Source organism: Tolypothrix sp. FACHB-123, from assembly GCF_014697075.1.
In the GTDB taxonomy this organism is placed as follows: domain Bacteria; phylum Cyanobacteriota; class Cyanobacteriia; order Cyanobacteriales; family Nostocaceae; genus Aulosira.
Genome location: NZ_JACJRE010000065.1, coordinates 21,966 through 40,471, shown reverse-complemented (window position 1 = coordinate 40,471; position 18,506 = coordinate 21,966). Strand labels below are relative to the sequence as shown.

The window sequence follows — 18,506 nt, the reverse complement described above, 5'->3', positions numbered from 1 at the left end:
ATGTCAATACATATAAGGCTTTTGGCAAAATAAAGATGCTTTTTTTGTGTTTATATGAGTGCTATAACTAATAATTTGGCATAATAGCTACTGAAGAACCAGAATTTTATGTGCTTTCGATGACATTACCATCAACAGCATGGGAAAACCGTACTCAAATGGGAGGTTTTCTGTAATCTAAATCAGGGATGAGCTAGGTAAGATTGAAGAGCGACTTAAGTAATGCTGTTGTCTAAAAAATCAATTACGGCATTAGCAGGAGAGCATAATATGGGAAATCAATTCAAAACTTTGGTATTGCTAGCTACTCTCAGTGGTTTGTTAATTGCAATTAGTTACTGGGTAATTGGTGGCAGTACTGGTTTAATTATAGGTATTGGTTTAGCAGCAGTTACAAATCTATTTTCTTGGTATCAATCAGATAAAATTGCCCTGGCTGTATATCGCGCCCAGCCTGTAACAGAAGCCCAAGCACCGGGGCTGTATCGCATGGTGAAGAAATTAAGCGATCGCGCTAACATTCCCATACCCGGAGTATATATTGTTCCTGGTCAAACTGCCAACGCTTTCGCCACAGGACGCGATCCCGAACACGCGGCTGTTGCTGTAACAGAAGGAATATTGCAGATATTACCGGAAGATGAACTAGAAGGCGTAATTGCCCATGAACTCACCCATATTATCAACCGCGACACCTTAACCCAAGCCGTTGCAGCCACAGTTGCTGGTGCAATCTCTTTCTTGGCGCAAATGGTAAGTTATAGTTTATGGTTTGGCGGTGGTTCCCGCGATGATGACAGAGGCGGTAATCCCTTAGGCGTGTTGTTAACGGTATTACTTGCGCCTGTTGCAGCCACAATTATCCAACTAGCAATTTCCCGCACTAGAGAATTCTCCGCCGATGCTGGTGCTGCAAGATTAACAGGTAATCCCCGCGCTTTAGCTAGAGCATTGCAACGCCTAGAACTGACAGCAAAACAGTTACCTTTAGATGGTAATCCAGCCTTTGAACCTTTGTTAATTATCAATCCCATCTCTGGACAATTTTTAGGTAACTTGTTCTCCAGCCACCCCGCCACAGATGCACGAGTTGAACAATTGCTAAAATTAGAACGAGAACTAGCAACAACATCTTACTAAGGCGATTTTCAGAGAAGAATATACCAGGTGTTTGGCTTCTCTACGAGACGCTGCGCGAACGACTTCGCTCAGCCAACACCTTACCCTGAGCGAATTGCAATTTTAAGGATGTAGCAACTATGACTGATAATAATGTTAAATCAACTTTAATCATCGAAGTTAGCCCCGAAACTCACAAATTGGTAGAAACCGAAATGGTTGGGGAAACTGAGGAAGTCAAAGGCGAAACCAAAGCATTAATTGAAGCACTGAAAAAACGCGCCCAAGCTGAAGCAAAGTCAGCAGGTAATATCAGCAGTGAAACCTATTTAAAAGCTGTACGTCAAGCACGGGAAGCGATTGAAGCCAGGACACTCGTTGAACGAGAGTATCGCCTAGAATACGCTTGGCTAGTTCTGCAAGACGAATTTGAGAAAAACTGGTACTTGCTGATGAAAGAACTAGTAGATTTTAGCGATCGCCTCCAACATACAGCCAAAGCCGCTTGGGAAGCCTTCAATACTCCCCGTTATCAACGTTAATTAGCTATATCTATATAATCTACCGTAGGGGCATAGCAGTGCTATGCCCTGATTATTTTGTTGAGTGGTGCGCGATCGCAAATTAGCCTTGATTAATCATCCGTTGGTTGTCAGCAAAAATTTCTGTCATACTACCAAATTAGAGCAGATATAAGGTCATTTCTACATCTAATTTGAGTTTATGGAACCTGTGACGCTGACAGCTATTTGTACTGCGATCGCTACTATACTTTTAACGAAACCACTAGAGAAAGTAGGCGAAAACATTGGTGATGTGCTTTGGACGCAAGGTGGTAAGTTAATAGACAAGCTGCGCACAAAGAATAAATTGCCATTGCTGACTGCGACTGTAGAAGCTGATGAAACCCAAAGATTAGATTACGGACAAGCAGTGCTAGAACTCAAAAGCGCAGCTGAACAAGATCCGGAAATTGCTCAAGCAGTTGTGGAAGTGGAAGCAGCCGCTAATAATGACAAGTCTGAGACGGGCAAAGAAATTCAAAAATTAGCAAATGAAATCAAATCACAGCCCTCAGTTGTGAATAATTTTGCGAAATTAGCAGAAGAAATAAAAGCCGAAAAAGGTGCAATGGTTGCTCAACAAATCATTATTGAGCAGCAAACCAATACTTACAACTGACTGGAGTCGCCCGACGGGGAGAAGCGGGTAAAGTTAACTCTCGATAACTGGCGTGAAATCTGTCGTGAAATCTTGACAGAAAGGCGAAAGCTGACTACAAATCCCTTGACATCAACTGAAGGAGTCGCCCTACAAGTTGATGATGTTTACGTACCACTGGGATTAATTGAGCGCAAAAAACCATCCAAACGTCAGGATGATTTTTCTCCAGAACAGGGATCGGAACTGTATAAAGAAACAGAAATCACCAAAACATTTGAGCATGATGTTTTTCTTGAAGAAGTTTTAAAACATAAGAACACGCCTAAAAGTAAAGGTAAGCGAATAGCAATTATTGGCGAACCAGGCGCAGGAAAAACAACATTATTACAACAGATTGCTGATTGGGTGTCTCGTGAGATTCCCCAGTCAATAGTCATTTGGGTATCCTTAGCAGATTTGCGAGGAAAAGAATTAAAAGCTTATCTTTTGGATACTTGGTTAAATCAAGTAGCTGAGAAAATAGGTAAAGCTGAAGTCACTAAACAACTAAAAGATGATTTTGTCACTCTATTTAATCAAAATCATGTGTGGCTGCTGCTAGATGGGTTAGATGAAATGTCCACATCTTCAGGTAATCCTCTCACAGAAATTGCACGACAATTCCGTGAAGCTGGGGTAATTTGTAAAGCGCGAATTGTGCTAACCTGTAGAGTAAATTTGTGGGATAGCGGTATTAATGCACTTGATGATTTTGATATTTATCGTACTTTAGATTTTGCTTATCCACAACAGGTAGAACAATTTATTGATAAATGGTTTACTGCTATCCCCGAAACTGGCAAACAGTTATGTACTGCTTTAAAAGCACCCGGTAAAGAACGGATTCAGGATTTAGTCAAAAATCCTCTGCGGTTAACACTATTGTGTTTGAATTGGCAATCAGGAGATGGCAAATTACCAGATACTCAAGCGGGACTTTATCAGCAATTTGTTGATGATTTCTACAAGTGGAAAAAAGACGAATTTACTACTGCCTCTCATCAGCGTCAGCAACTCAATATCAAGTTTGGGGAATTAGCTAAAGCAGCAATAGATACAGAAGCAACTCGTTTTCGCTTGCGGGAAGATTTTGTTAGTCAGTTTTTGGGGTACGCTGATGATGACAATTCGTTGCTGAAATTAGCACTAAATCGAGGCTGGCTGAACAGTATAGGGATAGATGAACAGAGAAAACCTGTTTACGCTTTCTTTCATGCCTCATTTCAAGAATACTTTGCAGCTAAAGCAATTGATGACTGGCATTTCTTTCTTAACCATGTTCCCAAAAATCCTAGTCAAGGAACTTATCGCATCTTTGAGCCGCAATGGAAACAGGTAATATTGCTTTGGTTAGGGCGAGAAGAAGAAAATCTTAAACAGCAAAAGCAAGAGTTTATTGATGCTTTAGTTAGTTTTAAAGATGGATGTCGAAAATTTTATCAATATCATGCTTATTTTTTAGCAGCAGCAGCAATTGCAGAGTTTAGGACTTATTATAAAGCAGATAAAATAGTAACACAAATTGTCAAGTGGACAATTAATAGTCAGAGTTTAATCCAAGAAGAAGCTAGGTCAGCACTGCAACAAACAGACCGTACAAAAGCGATCGCCGCCTTGGTGCAACTGCTGCAATCAACTAATCTGGATGACGATACCCGTGGGCTGGCAGCAGATAGCTTAGGGGAAATCGACCCTGGCAATAAAATTGCGATCTCTGCCTTGGTGCAACTGCTGCAATCAACTACTGTGCATGACTCAACCCGTTGCCAGGCAGCATATAGCTTAGGGAAAATTGACCCTGGCAATGAAATAGGGATCGCCACCTTGGTGGAACTGCTGCAATCAAATAACCTGGATGAATTCACCCCTTGGCTGGCAGCATATAGCTTAGGGAAAATTGACCCTGGCAATGAATTTGCGATCACTGCTTTGGTGCAACTGTTGCAATCAACTACTGTGGATTACTACATCCGTAGAGATGCAGCAGGAAGCTTAGGGCAAATCATACAAGACAATAATCATCGGTTTAAAGCAGTTGAAGTTGTAAGTCGTTATTGGCGAGTGGATGATAATTTCTATAATTTAGCCTGGAAATGCGCCCAGAATATGCCTTACCCCGATTTCTATCAAGCTTGGCATCAGCATAATTTTGCTACTCGTGCGCTGCGAACTTTAAAGAAAATCCTCTTTACAGAAATTTGAGTACAGCAGCAACGTTACAAATGAAGTTCCCCTAGTAACATTAGCTTGTAAATTCTTTACCAACACAGAAACCGTCGTTACGAATAAAGTTGTTTCGTTACGAATGCTTATGCGATGTTTACCAACACAACTTGTTTTGTTACGAATGCTTATCCGCTGGTAACGACAACTTATGCGATCGTTACCAACACAACTTGTTTCGTTACCACAACTTATCTATTGGTGGCAAACGCTTATGTTGTGGTTACCACGGCTTAAGTAAAACTTATTAATCAAAGGCAAAATATAGCTATTCTCATTTTGATGTCTTGGCGTAAACTTCAAGAGTTAAGTCTTTGGCTCTACAAATGGATTCACAATCTGTAAGGCATTTTCAACGATTAAACCATCTTGCATATCTTCTGAGTACAAAATACTCGCTTCCCCCAGAATTGCACTAGCAACAATGAGGCTATCCCAAAACGAGAACAAATAGCCATTCCGCAATTGTGCAGCATACTCAAGCGTTTCTAGAGAAACAGATAGAATTTCACAACCTTCTGAAAATTCTGTAACTAAGCTTTGAATTTGTGAGTTATCAAACCCTGCTTTGCGGATTAAATTTGCACAAACCTCATTGATTACTTGTGTACTAACAACTAAGTTTTCTTGGCTAGTAATGTTTGTAGCTACTTGTTGCTTTTTGATAGCACTTGCATCATTAGAACTCAAAATGAAACGATATAACCAAATATTAGAATCCACAAAGCACCGCTTCGATTCACCAGCGTTCATTTGCTTCCTCTCTGGTGAGTGGTTTGAAACCCATAACTTGAATGGGATTTGCGGTTAGCTGAGCAATAATACCTGTTTTGGGAAAACCTTTCTTACTTGGGTTGGTTTTCAAGATAACGATTTGCACAATTTCCGCGTTGCGAATTTCGTCTTGATACTCAACAGGAATTTCAATGTTCCCGTTGTTGACCCTAGCGTTAAAATGTGTGTTTGTAGTCATGATAATTACACACCTTTTGCAAATTGTTTAATGACTTAAATCTCGTTTCATACCATTTCACTTTTATCATGATACAAATACGTGAGTAAGGCTTTAGGATTGCTCATACACCCTCTGACTTTTCATCAAACATTAAAAAAGGCGAGAAACAAGTTAAATGTTTCTCGCCTTTTTATGTGAGTGGGCAGTACCAGACTCGAACTGATGACATCCTGCTTGTAAGGCAGGCGCTCTACCAACTGAGCTAACCGCCCGTTTGCGCTCACATTTATAGAATATAGCAAAAGATTTTGAATCGCGCTAGTATTTTTGAGAAAAAATTTTTTGAGAAATTTAAAATGCCCTCTGGTCGAACCCACGATAGCATTACGCTGTATGCTCTGCCATTGGTGGCGGGTGTGACTTTCTGGCAGACTGGCAGTAGCAATGTGACTTTATTTGTTGCCGGCGGGTTTCTGTTTGGGGGGCTGATGTTCGGCCCGGATTTAGATATTTACTCAATTCAATACCAACGCTGGGGTTTCTTGCGCTGGATTTGGCTACCTTATCAAAAAAGTTTGCGGCATCGCTCTTTTTTATCCCACGGGCCGATTATTGGCACGACGCTACGAGTTATTTATCTGAGTTGCTTAATTGCGATCGCGTCGATTTTTATCTTAATCATTGCCGAAAAGCTTTGGAATATCGCCTTTAGCTGGCAACATGTCGGCGGTACAGTGGGGCGATCGCTCGCCAGTTACAGCACTGAATTTCTCGCTTTATTCTTGGGCATGGAACTCGGTGCCATGAGTCATTCTCTCAGCGATTGGAGCAACTCCACATACAAGCGGGTGAAAAAACAAGGCATCAAGGCATTGCTACCAAGTGGCAAAATTAAGAAACGTAAATCGAGTAGCACAGGTAAGCGGCGGGTGTTGAGCAGGGGGACAAGGAGGACAAGGAAGACGAGGGACAATAATAAATGATAAATGCCCCATGCCCAATGCCCCATGCCCAATACCCATTAACTATTAACTATGAACCAAAACTTAGCAGCATTACAAGAATTAATTGAGGTGGTGGCAAAATTGCGATCGCCTGATGGTGGGTGTCCTTGGGATTTGGCGCAAACGCCGGAAAGTCTCACTCCCTATGTGATTGAGGAAGCTTATGAGGTAGTGGATGCAATTAAGAGTGGTGACCAAAAGGCGATCGCGGAAGAATTAGGTGATTTACTATTACAGGTAGTATTGCAAGCTCAAATCGCTAGTGAATCTGGGCAATTCTCTCTTAAAGAAGTCGCTGAAGGGATTTCCCAAAAATTAATTCGCCGTCATCCCCATGTATTTGGTGATGTGGAAGTGGCGAGTGTAGAGGAAGTGCGGCAAAACTGGGAAGAAATCAAAGCCGCCGAAAAAGGCGAACCATCACCAGAAAATCAAAAACTCAGCACTAAACTCAGTCGCTATGGGCGCACCCTTCCCCCATTAATGGCAGCGATGAAGATTTCCCAAAAAGCAGCGGCTGTGGGCTTTGAATGGGAAAATATTGAGGGAGTGTGGGATAAGTTTCATGAAGAGTTAGCAGAATTTCAACAGGCTTTAGCCGCAGAAACCCCCGAAGCCCAACAAGCAGAATTAGGCGATTTACTATTTGCAACCATTCAACTAGCCCGTTGGCATAATCTCGATCCTAGCGTTGGTTTACAAGGTACAAATCAGCGATTCATCCAAAGGTTACAAAAAATGGAGGCAGTTGTTGACCGCCCCCTTTCGGATTACACTTTGGCTGAATTAGAAGTTTTGTGGCAACAAGCAAAGGCGCAAATTGCAAAGGACGGTTGACGGTTGACGGTTGACGGTTGACTGTTGAGTGTTGACTGTTGTACGGGCGGGTTCACAAATATCCTCACCAAGCAACGATAATTCTCAATAAACCCGCCCCTACTGACTGTTGACTGTTGCCCAATGCCCAATGCCCAATGCCCAATGCCCAATGCCCAATGCCCAATGCCCAATTACGACTTCTTCACGTCAAACCACTTATCATAAAGCGATTGATATGTGCCATCTTCTTTGAGACTCAACAATGCACTATTAATTTGTTTGCGGTAGGGACTGTTATTAGGTAGAACAATACCGTAGTTTTCTTCACGGAAGACACTACCAACTATCTCTACCTTTCCTTGACCTTCATTAGCAGCATAAAACAGAAGTACGGGAGCATCAAAGACGACTGCATCAGCCTTTTTGCTTTGTAAAGCATCGTAAGCTTGCTCAATCTTGGGAACTTCTAGGACGGGAATTTTACGTTCTTTTAGATATTTGGCGGCTGTGCTACCAGCAGTTGTTGCTACTAATTTACCTGGTAAATCTTCTACACTTCTGATATCGCCCTGGAGTTGCTGCACGGTCAGGGAAGTGGTAGCCGCGGCTGTAAAGTAGGCGACGAAGAGAACGCCGATAAACATCCAGATAATAGCTATTACCCTTCCCACTACACCCTTGGGCATTTCGTCGGCTTGGGTTGCTAAGGTTGCTGCTGCCCACCAACAAGCTTTAAAAATTCCTGGGAAGTATGATTTATCAATCATTCCTTCTTTATGATTGCGTTCTGATAACCAAATTACATGGGCAGCGACAACAATCAGCAGCAATGCAATCCCAACTACCTGAAACAAGGTAGGAGAAAATATCAATTGCAAAATGTTAGCAAAAGCACCGCCATTCGCTTCTGGAGGTCTTACCATGATTTGCAACCCACCAGCAAACATTGGTAAGGAGAAATCAAAGTTCTCCTGTCTTTCGGCGGTAATGGAGATAGCAGCAATGCCAGCATTAGCTTTGCTATCTTTCACAGCAGAAAGTAAATCGGCTACGGTGGAATACTCAACAAATTCCGATTTTATACCTATCTTGGTAGCAATGCTGCGCCAAAGGTCAATACTAAAACCAGATAGTTCACCTTTATCTTTGTTGACAAAGGGTGGGATCATCCTTGTGGCAACGAGGAAAGAATTATTAGCTGCTGCTGGTTCGGGTTCTTCGGCTATTCCTGGGTGGACGAAAGATAGCGCCAGCAATAACGCCATCACTCCACTGAGTAATCCTAGCCACATGTGTCTTTTAGGGAAACGCCGGCTGTGATTTTTGCTGTAACCTCTGTAAAAATAGGTAAGTTGGCTTTTCCAGCCGACCATAAATTGGCGGAATCTACGAGCGATCGCATTTATCATTGGAATTTCTTCGGATTGTATGTAGTATCTATCTATCATTCCCAACCCATAACAGATATCACATAGGTGGTACTAAGTTGTTGATGGTTGACGGTTGACTGTGCAGCACTGAAGCTCTGGTGAAGTGTTGATTGAAAACAAAGATGGTATGACCCCCCTGATATCAATTTTGTTAACTGAATCAGGGCGGTTAATAGCTCGTAGTCAGGACTATTGAGGGGTATGACCTTCCATCGCCAGATGTAGCCTTGACGCACGGGAGTGTCAATCAGTAAAGGGCGAATTTTGGGTTTAGTAAAAGTAATTGAAAAGTCTCTATCGCTTTCTCAATATAATTGATATTACCTTTATTGACCATTAGAAAACATACAATTATTCAAGATGATTGAGATATAAATTAATTAAAGTCTTCCCTGCGTAATCATTTTCCAATAATCAAGAAAATGGCTCATTTGCGGATTTTTAGTACTAAAAGTTTTAGTATCCTCTTCAGTACTTATGATGTAATTTCCCGCTTCTAGTTGAGTAATAAACCAAGTTAAAAATGATTCTAAATCCTCTGCAAAAACAAATTTAATGTCTTCATCTCTACCAAAGTTGATAACTTGCCCTATTGTCCCTTTCTTTCCTGGGTCTAAATCTATACCTAAATGGTTTCCGCCCCAATCGAAAGCAAAAGGAACCCACTTTTTATTAGCATATATTTCTTTGATTTTTCCTGGACTATAAGATTGACCAAGAATATCCTTATTGATATCCTCATCTACAAGTTCCGCCCACACTTGCCAATTTGCAAATACTTCTAGCAATGACAAGAATTCTAAACCGTAAAATAGTCCTGGGTAAGTTCCACTTTTCTGGCCATTATGCCACTTATATAAGTCTTTAAATGATGAAGGTAACTCGATTTGTATTTTATTTTCTAATTCCTGGATTTCCTCTTCAGTTGCTCCCGGATTTAAGGTATCTAACACTTCCGAAAAATTGTTATTTAACCAGTTGTCAATTCTATTTAATATTTCTTTCATAAAAATTTATAGTAAATCAAAAAAAGCTGTTTGAGCTTTTTTATCACATTTTTATCAATTTGAGTAAGAGATTTGTAATATTTTTTATTTTAAAAGTGAGTTATTAAAAATTCATTTCTTAAACATGCTAATACACTATGAATTCAAAATAAGCAAGACATTGAAACGCTTTTATTTGTCTGGCGATCGCCATCGCTTCCGACTGCAAAGCCTCCGGTAAGAAGGTCAGCTATTCTGCCTTTAAGTTGGACAATCCATTGTGAGGGCTGTTGACTGTTGACGGTTGACTGTAAGCTCTCAACAGTCAACTATCTTTTCTACCATCCTTTCCTAAACATCCCTAACGCTGTCTCCTTTCCATTAGCATTTGCGGCTCGACATTTTCCACATTTGGTATTGCTTCTAATTGACGAATTTCTTGGAAAGCATCGCTCATCTTACCTGATTTAGCACGTAACCACGCGGCATGAGGAGCATAAGCCAATTTTTCGGTGATTTCATAACCAGCTTGATTAATCGCGGCTTTTTGCGATTCTACATCAACGTTTTCCGCAAAGCGAATAAATATTAAACCCGTGGGTACAGCGAGTGAACCTCCTTGCAATCTATACACAGGGCTGATTGTATCTGTAATTGCTGACTTTGGTTCACCTGTAAATACTGCTATTTTCCCTTCATTTAATAATAAAGTGGGTGTAGCGACGCTGGCTTTCGGTTCTTGGGAGTGTACAGCATAGTAACCAGGCTGACGACTATATAACACAGGCGCATCCTTGCCTATACTTATTTGTTGGGGATATGCACTAAAGTAGTCTGGGGTAAATCTCACTTCAGCAATTGGGGGTAGAGAATAAGCCAACAAAAATAATTCAATCATGTTGTTTAAATTCTATAATTTTCAATAGTTGTGTTAACTGTTAACCGTCATCGGTCAACAGTTAACTGTCAACGTGAAATCCCATCCCTTTAAAGGTGGGATGAGCTTAATAAGACTTGTCGCCTTGAGATAGTAGAAAGTTTCCCTGGTTGGTGTTTAGTAGAACAACCAAAGGAAAAATTACTATTGCCTAATGCCCAATGCCCAATGCCCAATGCCCAATGCCCAATGCCCAATGCCCAATGCCCTAATATTTAACTTCTGTTAGCAATATTCAGGAAAAACCTAGTTCAAACTTGTATTTACTCGCTATACTAACTTATTTCTCAGCTGCGGCTGGCGGGTGATACTTTCCAGATCTGCACAAGCCATCCAGAGGCTGAGATGCAAATGGATACAGGAGATTAAATTATGGTTCAGGTTCGCTATGGTGGTCAGAACGGTGAACAGTATGAGCTTGTTATTAGCGATAACCACATTGTAGTTCGTACCGAAAATCGCAGTTTACTTGTAGGCGATCGCCCTTTTGAAGTTACATCTGTATCACCCGAAGCCCGGAGTATCCTCAAGCAATTTGAGGTAAAAACCCGATTTCGCCAAGCAGGTGTAGAAGTTTTGCAAGTGAAAGCGGCCAGTGAAGATGGTGCTTTACGCGACCAAGCCAGGACAATTCTCAATCAAGAACCGCAAATTCAATTTGCTGGGCGGGTATTGGTCGATCCTCGGTCAAACCAGCCAGTTATCTATACAGAAAACTTATTCGTTAAATTTGATGATGAAACGGAAGCTAACACCTGTGAAGAAGTTTTGCAGCGTTACAATTTGACCATCAAGCGTCAACTTGATTATGCCCGCAATGCTTATTTTGTCAGTGCGCCGGCAAATACTGGTTTAGCCATTTTTGACTTGGCTGAAAGTCTAGTCAATGAAGAAGTTGTAGAATTGTGCCATCCCGAACTAGTCCGGGAATTCCGCCAACGTCAAGTTTTCTCCCAGCAATGGCATCTCAAAGAAACCACAATTAATGGTAAAAAAATTAACGCTCATGTTAACGTCGAAGCAGCTTGGAAGTTCAGCGACGGTACGGGCACAACTATTGCCATTGTTGATGATGGTGTAGATATTGACCATGAAGAATTCCGTTCTGCTGGTAAAGTTGTCGCTCCTAGGGATGTAACATTTAAAACTAATAATCCCAGACCAGGAAACTCAGATAATCATGGCACAGCTTGCGCCGGGGTAGCTTGTGGTAATGGAAGTTTTGGCGCATCGGGTGTAGCACCAAAAGCCAAACTTATGCCCATTCGCTTTGTCTCAGCTTTGGGTTCCCAAGAAGAAGCCGACGCTTTTGTTTGGGCGGCGCAAAATGGTGCAGATATCATTTCTTGTAGCTGGGGGCCAGCAGATGGGGATTGGTGGGATGCAAACGATCCAGTTCACAAGCAAAAAGTACCTTTACCTGACTCTACAAGGTTAGCGATGGACTACGCCTTTACTAAGGGGCGTAATGGTAAGGGCTGCGTAATTTTATTTGCCGCAGGGAATGGTAACGAAAGTGTAGATAATGATGGCTATGCCAGCTATTCTAAAGTTATTGCTGTAGCTGCTTGTAACGATTTTGGTACCAGAAGCGCCTATAGTGACTTTGGCAATGCTGTTTGGTGTGCTTTCCCCAGTAATAACGGTTACAGTTCCCAAACAGAAGGGATTTGGACAACCGATCGCACTGGTGCAGTCGGTTACAATGCTGGTAAAACTGAACTTGGGGATTTAGCAGGTAACTATACTAATAATTTTGGTGGAACTTCTAGCGCCTGTCCTGGAGTAGCGGGTATAGCGGCGTTGATTCTTTCCCGTAACCCAGATTTACGTTGGGATGAGGTGAAAGATATTATTAAACGTTCTTGCGATCGCATTGATACCGCTGGCGGCAATTATAATGCTAACGGACACAGCCCCCTATATGGTTACGGTCGCATCAATGCTCTCAAAGCTGTAGAACTGGCGTTACCGACACAAACCACACCTGTGGGTGTTTTCAAAGCCGTTCAAGATGTACCAATTAATGATTTGCAGACATCTAAACTCAGTTTAGCGATCGCTAATACTAATGCCATCAAATCTATCAAAGTTGAGGTAGATATTGAGCATACCTACATTGGCGATTTAGTTGTCAGCCTCATTCCCCCCACAGCATCAAGTGTATTACCAATAATTCTCCACGATCGCCAAGGCGGAGCCACAGACAACATCAAAAAAACCTATGATGAAGTCAATACTCCTGATTTAACTAAGCTCAAAGGTAAAAGTCCCCAAGGTAATTGGACTTTAGAAGTCACCGATAAAGCCCAAGTAGATACAGGGAAAATTCGCAGTTTGACTATTGAAATCGGGTTTTAACTAGGGACTTTCTCAGTAAAAAAATATTCCCTTGTTATTGTTGACTGTTGACCCTTCGACTACGCTCAGGGTCAACAGTTTCGCTTTTGCGGAAAATCATTAATTACCTATGTATTTATATTTAGTGCAAGTGACTTGCCAGTTCGATTTTATTCTTTGGTTATCAAATATTTTCTGGGGAATTTATGGGTATAAAAACAAAGTTGGCAGCAGTATTGTTGACTGTTGGCACATTTATGAATACGGTATTACCTGCAATAGCTCGTCCAGCAACCTTAACGACTGATAGCAATTTGCGAACTAGCGCCTCTTTGACAGCAACCGTCGCGGATGTTTTAGCATTGGGTAGTAATGTAGAAGTTTTAAATATTACCGTAGGCGATGATGGCAGTTACTGGTATTACGTGCAACCAAACAGAGGAAAGAAGGCAAAAGGTTGGATACGTGGCGATTTAGTCAGGTTTCAGCCAAGCCAGAAGCGTTATGCAACCATAGCTGGGGAACGTGGATATACAATTAATGTGCGCTCCTCGCCTAACTTAAACAGCAAAGTTTTGTACAGTGCTGTGTCAGGTGATTTGGTAAGCGTTGAAGATTCCTTTCAAAAAGCGGGTCAATACCGTTGGTATCGCATCCAGTTCCCCAATAATGTTAGTGGTTGGGTGCGAGAAGACTTGCTATCAATCTGGCCGCAAGGATGTATTATCACCTGTCCAACACATTAGGAACTTCCAGAGAATAAATTACCCAATTTATTTAATGAGATTGTTCTTTATACCCCCTCTCCCAATCCCCTGAGGGGGCCTATCTTTAGCTATCTTTTAAAGAAATAACTGGAAACCCAGCTAAACCTGGCTCTCTACAGGTTCCTGAACCGCACTAGTTACAGCCAATTGTCTACCGTAGTTAATTGCAATCAAACCTGTGACATTCATAAACAAACTGTAAATTGCCGCAGGTATTGCCATATCAGGATTGTTGAGTAATCCGGCTGTAATTGCGATCGCAAGTGTACCATTTTGAATGCCCACCTCAATAGCAATGCAGATTTGCTGTGCAGAATTGAGGTTAAATAACTTGCTGGTATAAAATCCTGTAATCATAGATATAGTATTTAACAACACTACACCCACGCCAACTTGCATAATAAAGCCAGGGAGACTATTCCACTCACGAATAATTAAGATGAGAATAATTAAGGCTAGGAAAGCAACTGCTAGGCGGCTAGTAACTTTTTCTAGACGACGGGCGATTTCGGGCAATATCTGCCTTATTCCCATTCCTAAACCTATAGGCAGAAGCGTCATCAAGAAAACTTGTAATATTGTGGCACCAATTGGTAAGGCGATCGCGGCAGTTTGGCCGATGAAGTGCTGATACGCGAGATTTCCTAATATGGGAATTGTAAATACTGTAATCACACTGCTAAAAGCTGTCAAAGTGACTGAAAGAGCAACATCACCTTTAGCAAGGAATGTAATTACATTTGAAGATACGCCACCTGGACACAGGGCGATTATCATTAACCCCATAGCAATCGTCGGTTGCATGGGTACAAGTGTTGCAATGATGAAACCAATAATAGGTAAAAAAATTAACTGACTAACTAAGCCAATTAAAACAGCTTTCGGATACTTCTTTACACGTTGGAAATCTTCTGGTACAAGAGATAAACCCATTCCTAGCATGATAATTGCTAAGGCAATAGGTAAAGCCACAGCAGTAAAAAAGCTTGCTTGCATAATCAATTTTGGATTAATTAGACAAAATTGATGATATCAGAATGTTTCTACGTCTGGTGGTGTAATTTCAAGATAAATGGCGTACCTCTTCAGGGAAGCAAGCTACGCATAGCGTCTTTGACAGGAGAGGGCTTTCATTATTTATTAGTCATTGGTCATTGGTAATTAGTCATTTGTCAGCGAAACATCAATAATATTATTGAGGGCAAGTCACTGCCTTGCCCCTACAATCGGTTCCGTTCTTTTTTAAAATTGGTATTAATTACAGAAATGTTGAAAATTCTTAAAAAATTAGTTCGTATTCAGGAATTTAGTCCTGAATTTTAAAGAACTAAAGTCTTGATTACGAACTTTAAAAATTAAGGTTCTCTTGTATTAATGAGAAATTGAATTAAATTTCATTCCTACCAAATATGCCTAAAGCTGTGGCAATACCTAATGCTGCAACTGCTAATGCACCCCATTTCAATGGGGGATTTTTATCGAAATTATCTAAGAAACTGGGTATGGACAAGTTTCTAAAATCTCCCTCAACTTTGTCATAGCCTGCAATTGGCGCAAAAACATTGTTGGGTGCATCTGCTGATTTTGGCTCATTAGTACGCTGTCCTTGAAATGCGATCGCCAATAGCAGAGAATCAGCTAAGGCTGGCGAAACTCGTTGCACTAAATCTAAGATTTTGCCCGCATCCCCAACGACAAAATCACGGGTGGGATGTTCAGCAGCGTAGAGAATAGCATCACTAACCAAACTCGGTTGATAATATGGCGGTACTCCTGTAGGCTTCACCCCTAGTTTGGTGCGAACTTTATTGTAGTAAGGAGTATTAATTGTTGCCGGCAGTATGGATGTGACGCTAATCGGCCATTTTTCGTGTTGTAACTCTACCCGCAAAGCATCAAGAAATCCTTCTAAACCATGCTTGGCTGTGGAATAGGGGCTTTGTAAAGGTAGACTGCGCCTTCCTTCCATTGAGGAAATATGAATTAACGCTCCCCGTCCCTCTTGTTTGAGATAGGGTAGGGCTGCCATTGCTCCGTATACTTGTCCCATTAAGGTAACATCTACAACTCTGGCAAACTCCTCTGGTGTAATTTTCTCAAAAGGAGCAATCACACCTGTAGCAGCCGTATGCACCCAAGTATCGAGTCGTCCGTATTCTGCCACAGTTTTATCTGCGATCGCTTTTACTTGCTGAAAATCACTGACATCGGCAATTATATAGGTTGCTTCACCGCCCAAATTGCGGATCTCATTCACCAAAGACTGTAATCCTGGTTCACTACGGGCAGCAACTACAACCTTAGCGCCACGTTCGGCAAACTTCACTGCTGTATCCCGCCCAATCCCGCTGGAAGCCCCAACAATAGCTACCACCTGCTGACCAATTGATTTTAATTGCATGGTTAATTATTCTTAACACCTTCCCTTCAATCAATAGGCGCGATTTGTGCTTAGTTCATCTCTCGCCAGACTTAGGCCGGATTAGGGAAGGGGAAGAGGGAGATGATGAAGTGTGGGGAGTTTTCTTCCCAATGCCCAATGCCCAATAACTAATCTCTCCACAAAGCAATGCCGCCTAATAAACCCGTAATATTGGGAATGAGTTTGACATTTAGGGGTAGCTGGAGATTGACGCGGACGGCTTCACCGCCACCGATATAAAGGCAATCATAATTAAATAAATGTTCTAAAGAAGCGATCGCTTTTTGTAAGCGTCGATTCCATTTTTTATCGCCAATTTTTTCTAACGCTGCCCGCCCTAGTTGTTCTTCGTAGGTGTCGCCTTTGCGGAACTTATGGTGCCCCATTTCCATATTCGGGACTAGCTTACCATCGACAAATAACGCGGAACCAAACCCTGTACCCAAAGTAATCACTAATTCCACACCTTTACCTGCGATCGCACCTAGCCCTTGCATATCGGCATCATTAATTACCCGTACAGGTTTATTTAATTTATTGGCTAAGGCTGTTTGAAAATCAAAACCGATCCAATCCCGATCTAAATTTACCGCCGTTTCCGTGACTCCGTGGCGCACCACACCAGGAAAACCCACGGAAACGCGATGAAATTCACCTTGATTAGCTGCTAAAACTGCAATAGCATTAATTACTGTGTCTGGTTTCGCTGGTTGGGGTGTTTCTAAACGCCCCCTTTCGGTTACAGGTTGTCCTGTAACATCTAAAACCAAAGCTTTGACACCACTACCACCAATATCTACTGATAGAGTGCGAATTGAGCCATTATCTTCTACCATTGCGTTTTCTCCCAGCAATTTTGTGCTACTTGGTTATTATGCTCTCCTGTTTTTGATTTACGTGCAGAAGTTTTGATAGTCTTCACAAGTGAAAATAGGGGCTAGGGGCTAGGGAGGACAAGGAAGATAAATCTCCCATGCCCAATGCCCCCATGCCCAATGCCCTAAACTGTCAGCGTTGCTAGTGCTTTTTCTACGGCTTGCAAGGCTGTGTTAACTTCTGCTTCTGTGACAATTAATGGTGGTACAAACCGCAGAACTTTGGGCCCGGCTGGTACAAGCAATACACCTTCAGCGATCGCAACTTTGACAATCTCAGCTGCTGTTAGCTCGATATCCGCTTGCAATTCCATACCATTAATTAAGCCCCAGCCGCGAACATCGGCGATGAGATGAGGATTTTTAGCAGCGATCGCTCTTAGTCCTTCACGCAGTTGTTCACCCCGTTGTTCGACATTCTGTAAGATATTGTCTTTCTCTAATGTCTGACAGACACTCAGGGCGACTCCACAAGCAAAGGGATTACCGCCAAAGGTGCTGGCGTGTTCTCCTGGCTGGAAGACATCGCAGAATTTCTTACTCATCATGGCACCGATGGGGATACCACCACCTAATCCCTTCGCGCTGGTGAAAATATCCGGTTCTACGCCGAGAGTTTCGTAACCCCATAATTTACCGGTGCGTCCCATTCCAACTTGCACTTCGTCAAAAATCAACAAAATGCCAGTTTCGTCACAAATTTGCCGCAATTTTTGGAAGTAGGCGCGATCGCCTGGACGCACGCCGCCTTCTCCTTGTAATGGTTCTAATAATATTGCTGCTACACGGTAATCGCCTTCATCGAGTTCGCTAATTGCCGCTTCTATAGCGCCAATATCGTTGTAAGGCACATAATGAAACCCAGGAACCAAGGGATCGAAGTATTTTTGATACTTGGGTTGCCCTGTAGCCGTAATTGTGGCTAAAGTCCGGCCGTGAAAACTAGCATTAGCGGTTAAAATAATTGGTCGTTCAATTTCTAAGACAGTATGGGCGTATTTCCGCGCCAGTTTAATTGCGGCTTCGTTAGCTTCCGCACCAGAATTACAGAAAAAGACGCGATCGGCGCAGGAATGTTGAATCAACCATTTTGCCAATTCACCTTGTTCGCGAATGTAGTACAAATTCGAGACATGATGCAGCCTTTGGATTTGGCTTGTTACTGCTTCTACCATAGCTGGGTGGGCATGTCCCAAGGTACAAGTGGCAATTCCCGCCACAAAGTCCAAATATTCCCGCCCTTCAGTATCCCAAACTCGGCATCCTGCACCCCGTTCTAAGGCTAGGGGAAATCGAGCATAAGTAGACATCACCGCTGCATCAAAGCTGTTGGCATCAAAAGGGCTTGATGGCAACGAATCAGACTTTGGGGGGTTGGTGGCTGCTTCAACTAAACTTTGTATGCTCACTACCGCTCCTTAAGAAA

The 18,506-nt window shown here is 42.1% G+C and carries 17 protein-coding genes and 1 tRNA gene; 8 read left to right on the top strand and 10 right to left on the bottom strand.

Annotated features, from left to right (window positions below; all coding sequences use genetic code 11):
- The first annotated feature begins 270 nt into the window (after nucleotides 1-270).
- The 4 genes from H6G41_RS28625 to H6G41_RS28610 all read left to right on the top strand — a co-directional run bounded on the left by H6G41_RS28625 (nucleotide 271) and on the right by H6G41_RS28610 (nucleotide 4,524).
- Nucleotides 271-1,140: a zinc metalloprotease HtpX gene (locus H6G41_RS28625; protein ID WP_190750997.1), complete on the top strand. Its 870-nt coding sequence runs from the start codon at nucleotides 271-273 to the stop codon at nucleotides 1,138-1,140.
- A 119-nt stretch (nucleotides 1,141-1,259) separates the two neighbouring features.
- Nucleotides 1,260-1,661, top strand: coding sequence for a hypothetical protein (locus tag H6G41_RS28620; protein WP_190750995.1), 402 nt, complete (start codon nucleotides 1,260-1,262; stop codon nucleotides 1,659-1,661).
- Nucleotides 1,662-1,842: 181 nt separating this feature from the next.
- Entirely contained in the window at nucleotides 1,843-2,301 is a 459-nt protein-coding gene (locus H6G41_RS28615; RefSeq protein WP_190750993.1) for a hypothetical protein, read from the top strand.
- A 105-nt stretch (nucleotides 2,302-2,406) separates the two neighbouring features.
- The gene (locus H6G41_RS28610) at nucleotides 2,407-4,524 is read left to right on the top strand and encodes an NACHT domain-containing protein (protein WP_190750991.1); all 2,118 of its coding nucleotides are present in this window, start codon (nucleotides 2,407-2,409) and stop codon (nucleotides 4,522-4,524) included.
- Nucleotides 4,525-4,851: 327 nt separating this feature from the next.
- On the opposite strand, the gene H6G41_RS28600 is transcribed toward H6G41_RS28610, so the two are convergent.
- The 3 genes from H6G41_RS28600 to H6G41_RS28590 form a co-directional block, all read right to left on the bottom strand.
- Nucleotides 4,852-5,298 carry a PIN domain-containing protein gene (locus H6G41_RS28600; RefSeq protein ID WP_190750987.1) on the bottom strand — a complete coding sequence of 149 codons (447 nt, stop codon included), beginning with the start codon at nucleotides 5,296-5,298 and terminating at the stop codon, nucleotides 4,852-4,854.
- Nucleotides 5,285-5,518: a hypothetical protein gene (locus tag H6G41_RS28595; protein WP_190750985.1), complete on the bottom strand. Its 234-nt coding sequence runs from the start codon at nucleotides 5,516-5,518 to the stop codon at nucleotides 5,285-5,287. The genes H6G41_RS28600 and H6G41_RS28595 overlap by 14 nt, the downstream gene beginning before the upstream one ends.
- 181 nt (nucleotides 5,519-5,699) lie before the next feature.
- Nucleotides 5,700-5,772, bottom strand: a tRNA-Val gene (locus H6G41_RS28590).
- Nucleotides 5,773-5,856: 84 nt separating this feature from the next.
- On the opposite strand from H6G41_RS28590, the gene H6G41_RS28585 reads away from it, so the two are divergent.
- Both H6G41_RS28585 and mazG read left to right on the top strand, forming a co-directional pair.
- Complete coding sequence (locus H6G41_RS28585) at nucleotides 5,857-6,483, top strand: metal-binding protein (RefSeq protein ID WP_190750983.1); 627 nt, start codon at nucleotides 5,857-5,859, stop codon at nucleotides 6,481-6,483.
- A gap of 51 nt (nucleotides 6,484-6,534) precedes the next feature.
- On the top strand, nucleotides 6,535-7,341 hold the full coding sequence (gene mazG, locus H6G41_RS28580) for a nucleoside triphosphate pyrophosphohydrolase (RefSeq protein WP_190750981.1): 807 nt from the start codon (nucleotides 6,535-6,537) through the stop codon (nucleotides 7,339-7,341).
- 173 nt (nucleotides 7,342-7,514) lie between these two features.
- On the opposite strand, the gene H6G41_RS28575 is transcribed toward mazG, so the two are convergent.
- The 3 genes from H6G41_RS28575 to H6G41_RS28565 all read right to left on the bottom strand — a co-directional run bounded on the left by H6G41_RS28575 (nucleotide 7,515) and on the right by H6G41_RS28565 (nucleotide 10,637).
- Nucleotides 7,515-8,732, bottom strand: a complete 1,218-nt coding sequence (locus tag H6G41_RS28575) for a transporter substrate-binding domain-containing protein (protein WP_190750979.1) — start codon at nucleotides 8,730-8,732, stop codon at nucleotides 7,515-7,517.
- A gap of 401 nt (nucleotides 8,733-9,133) precedes the next feature.
- Nucleotides 9,134-9,760 (bottom strand): SMI1/KNR4 family protein, encoded by a 627-nt coding sequence (locus H6G41_RS28570; protein ID WP_190750977.1) that lies wholly within the window; start codon nucleotides 9,758-9,760, stop codon nucleotides 9,134-9,136.
- 340 nt (nucleotides 9,761-10,100) lie between these two features.
- Nucleotides 10,101-10,637, bottom strand: coding sequence for a hypothetical protein (locus H6G41_RS28565; RefSeq protein WP_190750975.1), 537 nt, complete (start codon nucleotides 10,635-10,637; stop codon nucleotides 10,101-10,103).
- Between the two features lie 411 nt (nucleotides 10,638-11,048).
- On the opposite strand from H6G41_RS28565, the gene H6G41_RS28560 reads away from it, so the two are divergent.
- The gene (locus tag H6G41_RS28560; protein WP_190750973.1) at nucleotides 11,049-13,037 is read left to right on the top strand and encodes a S8 family serine peptidase; all 1,989 of its coding nucleotides are present in this window, start codon (nucleotides 11,049-11,051) and stop codon (nucleotides 13,035-13,037) included.
- Nucleotides 13,038-13,222: 185 nt separating this feature from the next.
- Nucleotides 13,223-13,762, top strand: coding sequence for an SH3 domain-containing protein (locus H6G41_RS28555; RefSeq protein ID WP_190750971.1), 540 nt, complete (start codon nucleotides 13,223-13,225; stop codon nucleotides 13,760-13,762).
- A 120-nt stretch (nucleotides 13,763-13,882) separates the two neighbouring features.
- On the opposite strand, the gene H6G41_RS28550 is transcribed toward H6G41_RS28555, so the two are convergent.
- The 4 genes from H6G41_RS28550 to H6G41_RS28535 form a co-directional block, all read right to left on the bottom strand.
- A complete protein-coding gene (locus tag H6G41_RS28550) occupies nucleotides 13,883-14,779 on the bottom strand; it encodes a bile acid:sodium symporter family protein (protein ID WP_190750969.1) in 897 nt (298 codons plus the stop codon).
- Nucleotides 14,780-15,170: 391 nt separating this feature from the next.
- Entirely contained in the window at nucleotides 15,171-16,184 is a 1,014-nt protein-coding gene (locus tag H6G41_RS28545) for an SDR family oxidoreductase (RefSeq protein WP_190750967.1), read from the bottom strand.
- 149 nt (nucleotides 16,185-16,333) lie between these two features.
- A complete protein-coding gene (locus H6G41_RS28540; protein ID WP_190750965.1) occupies nucleotides 16,334-17,041 on the bottom strand; it encodes an ROK family protein in 708 nt (235 codons plus the stop codon).
- 164 nt (nucleotides 17,042-17,205) lie between these two features.
- A complete protein-coding gene (locus H6G41_RS28535) occupies nucleotides 17,206-18,489 on the bottom strand; it encodes an aspartate aminotransferase family protein (RefSeq protein ID WP_190750963.1) in 1,284 nt (427 codons plus the stop codon).
- Nucleotides 18,490-18,506 lie beyond the last annotated feature (17 nt).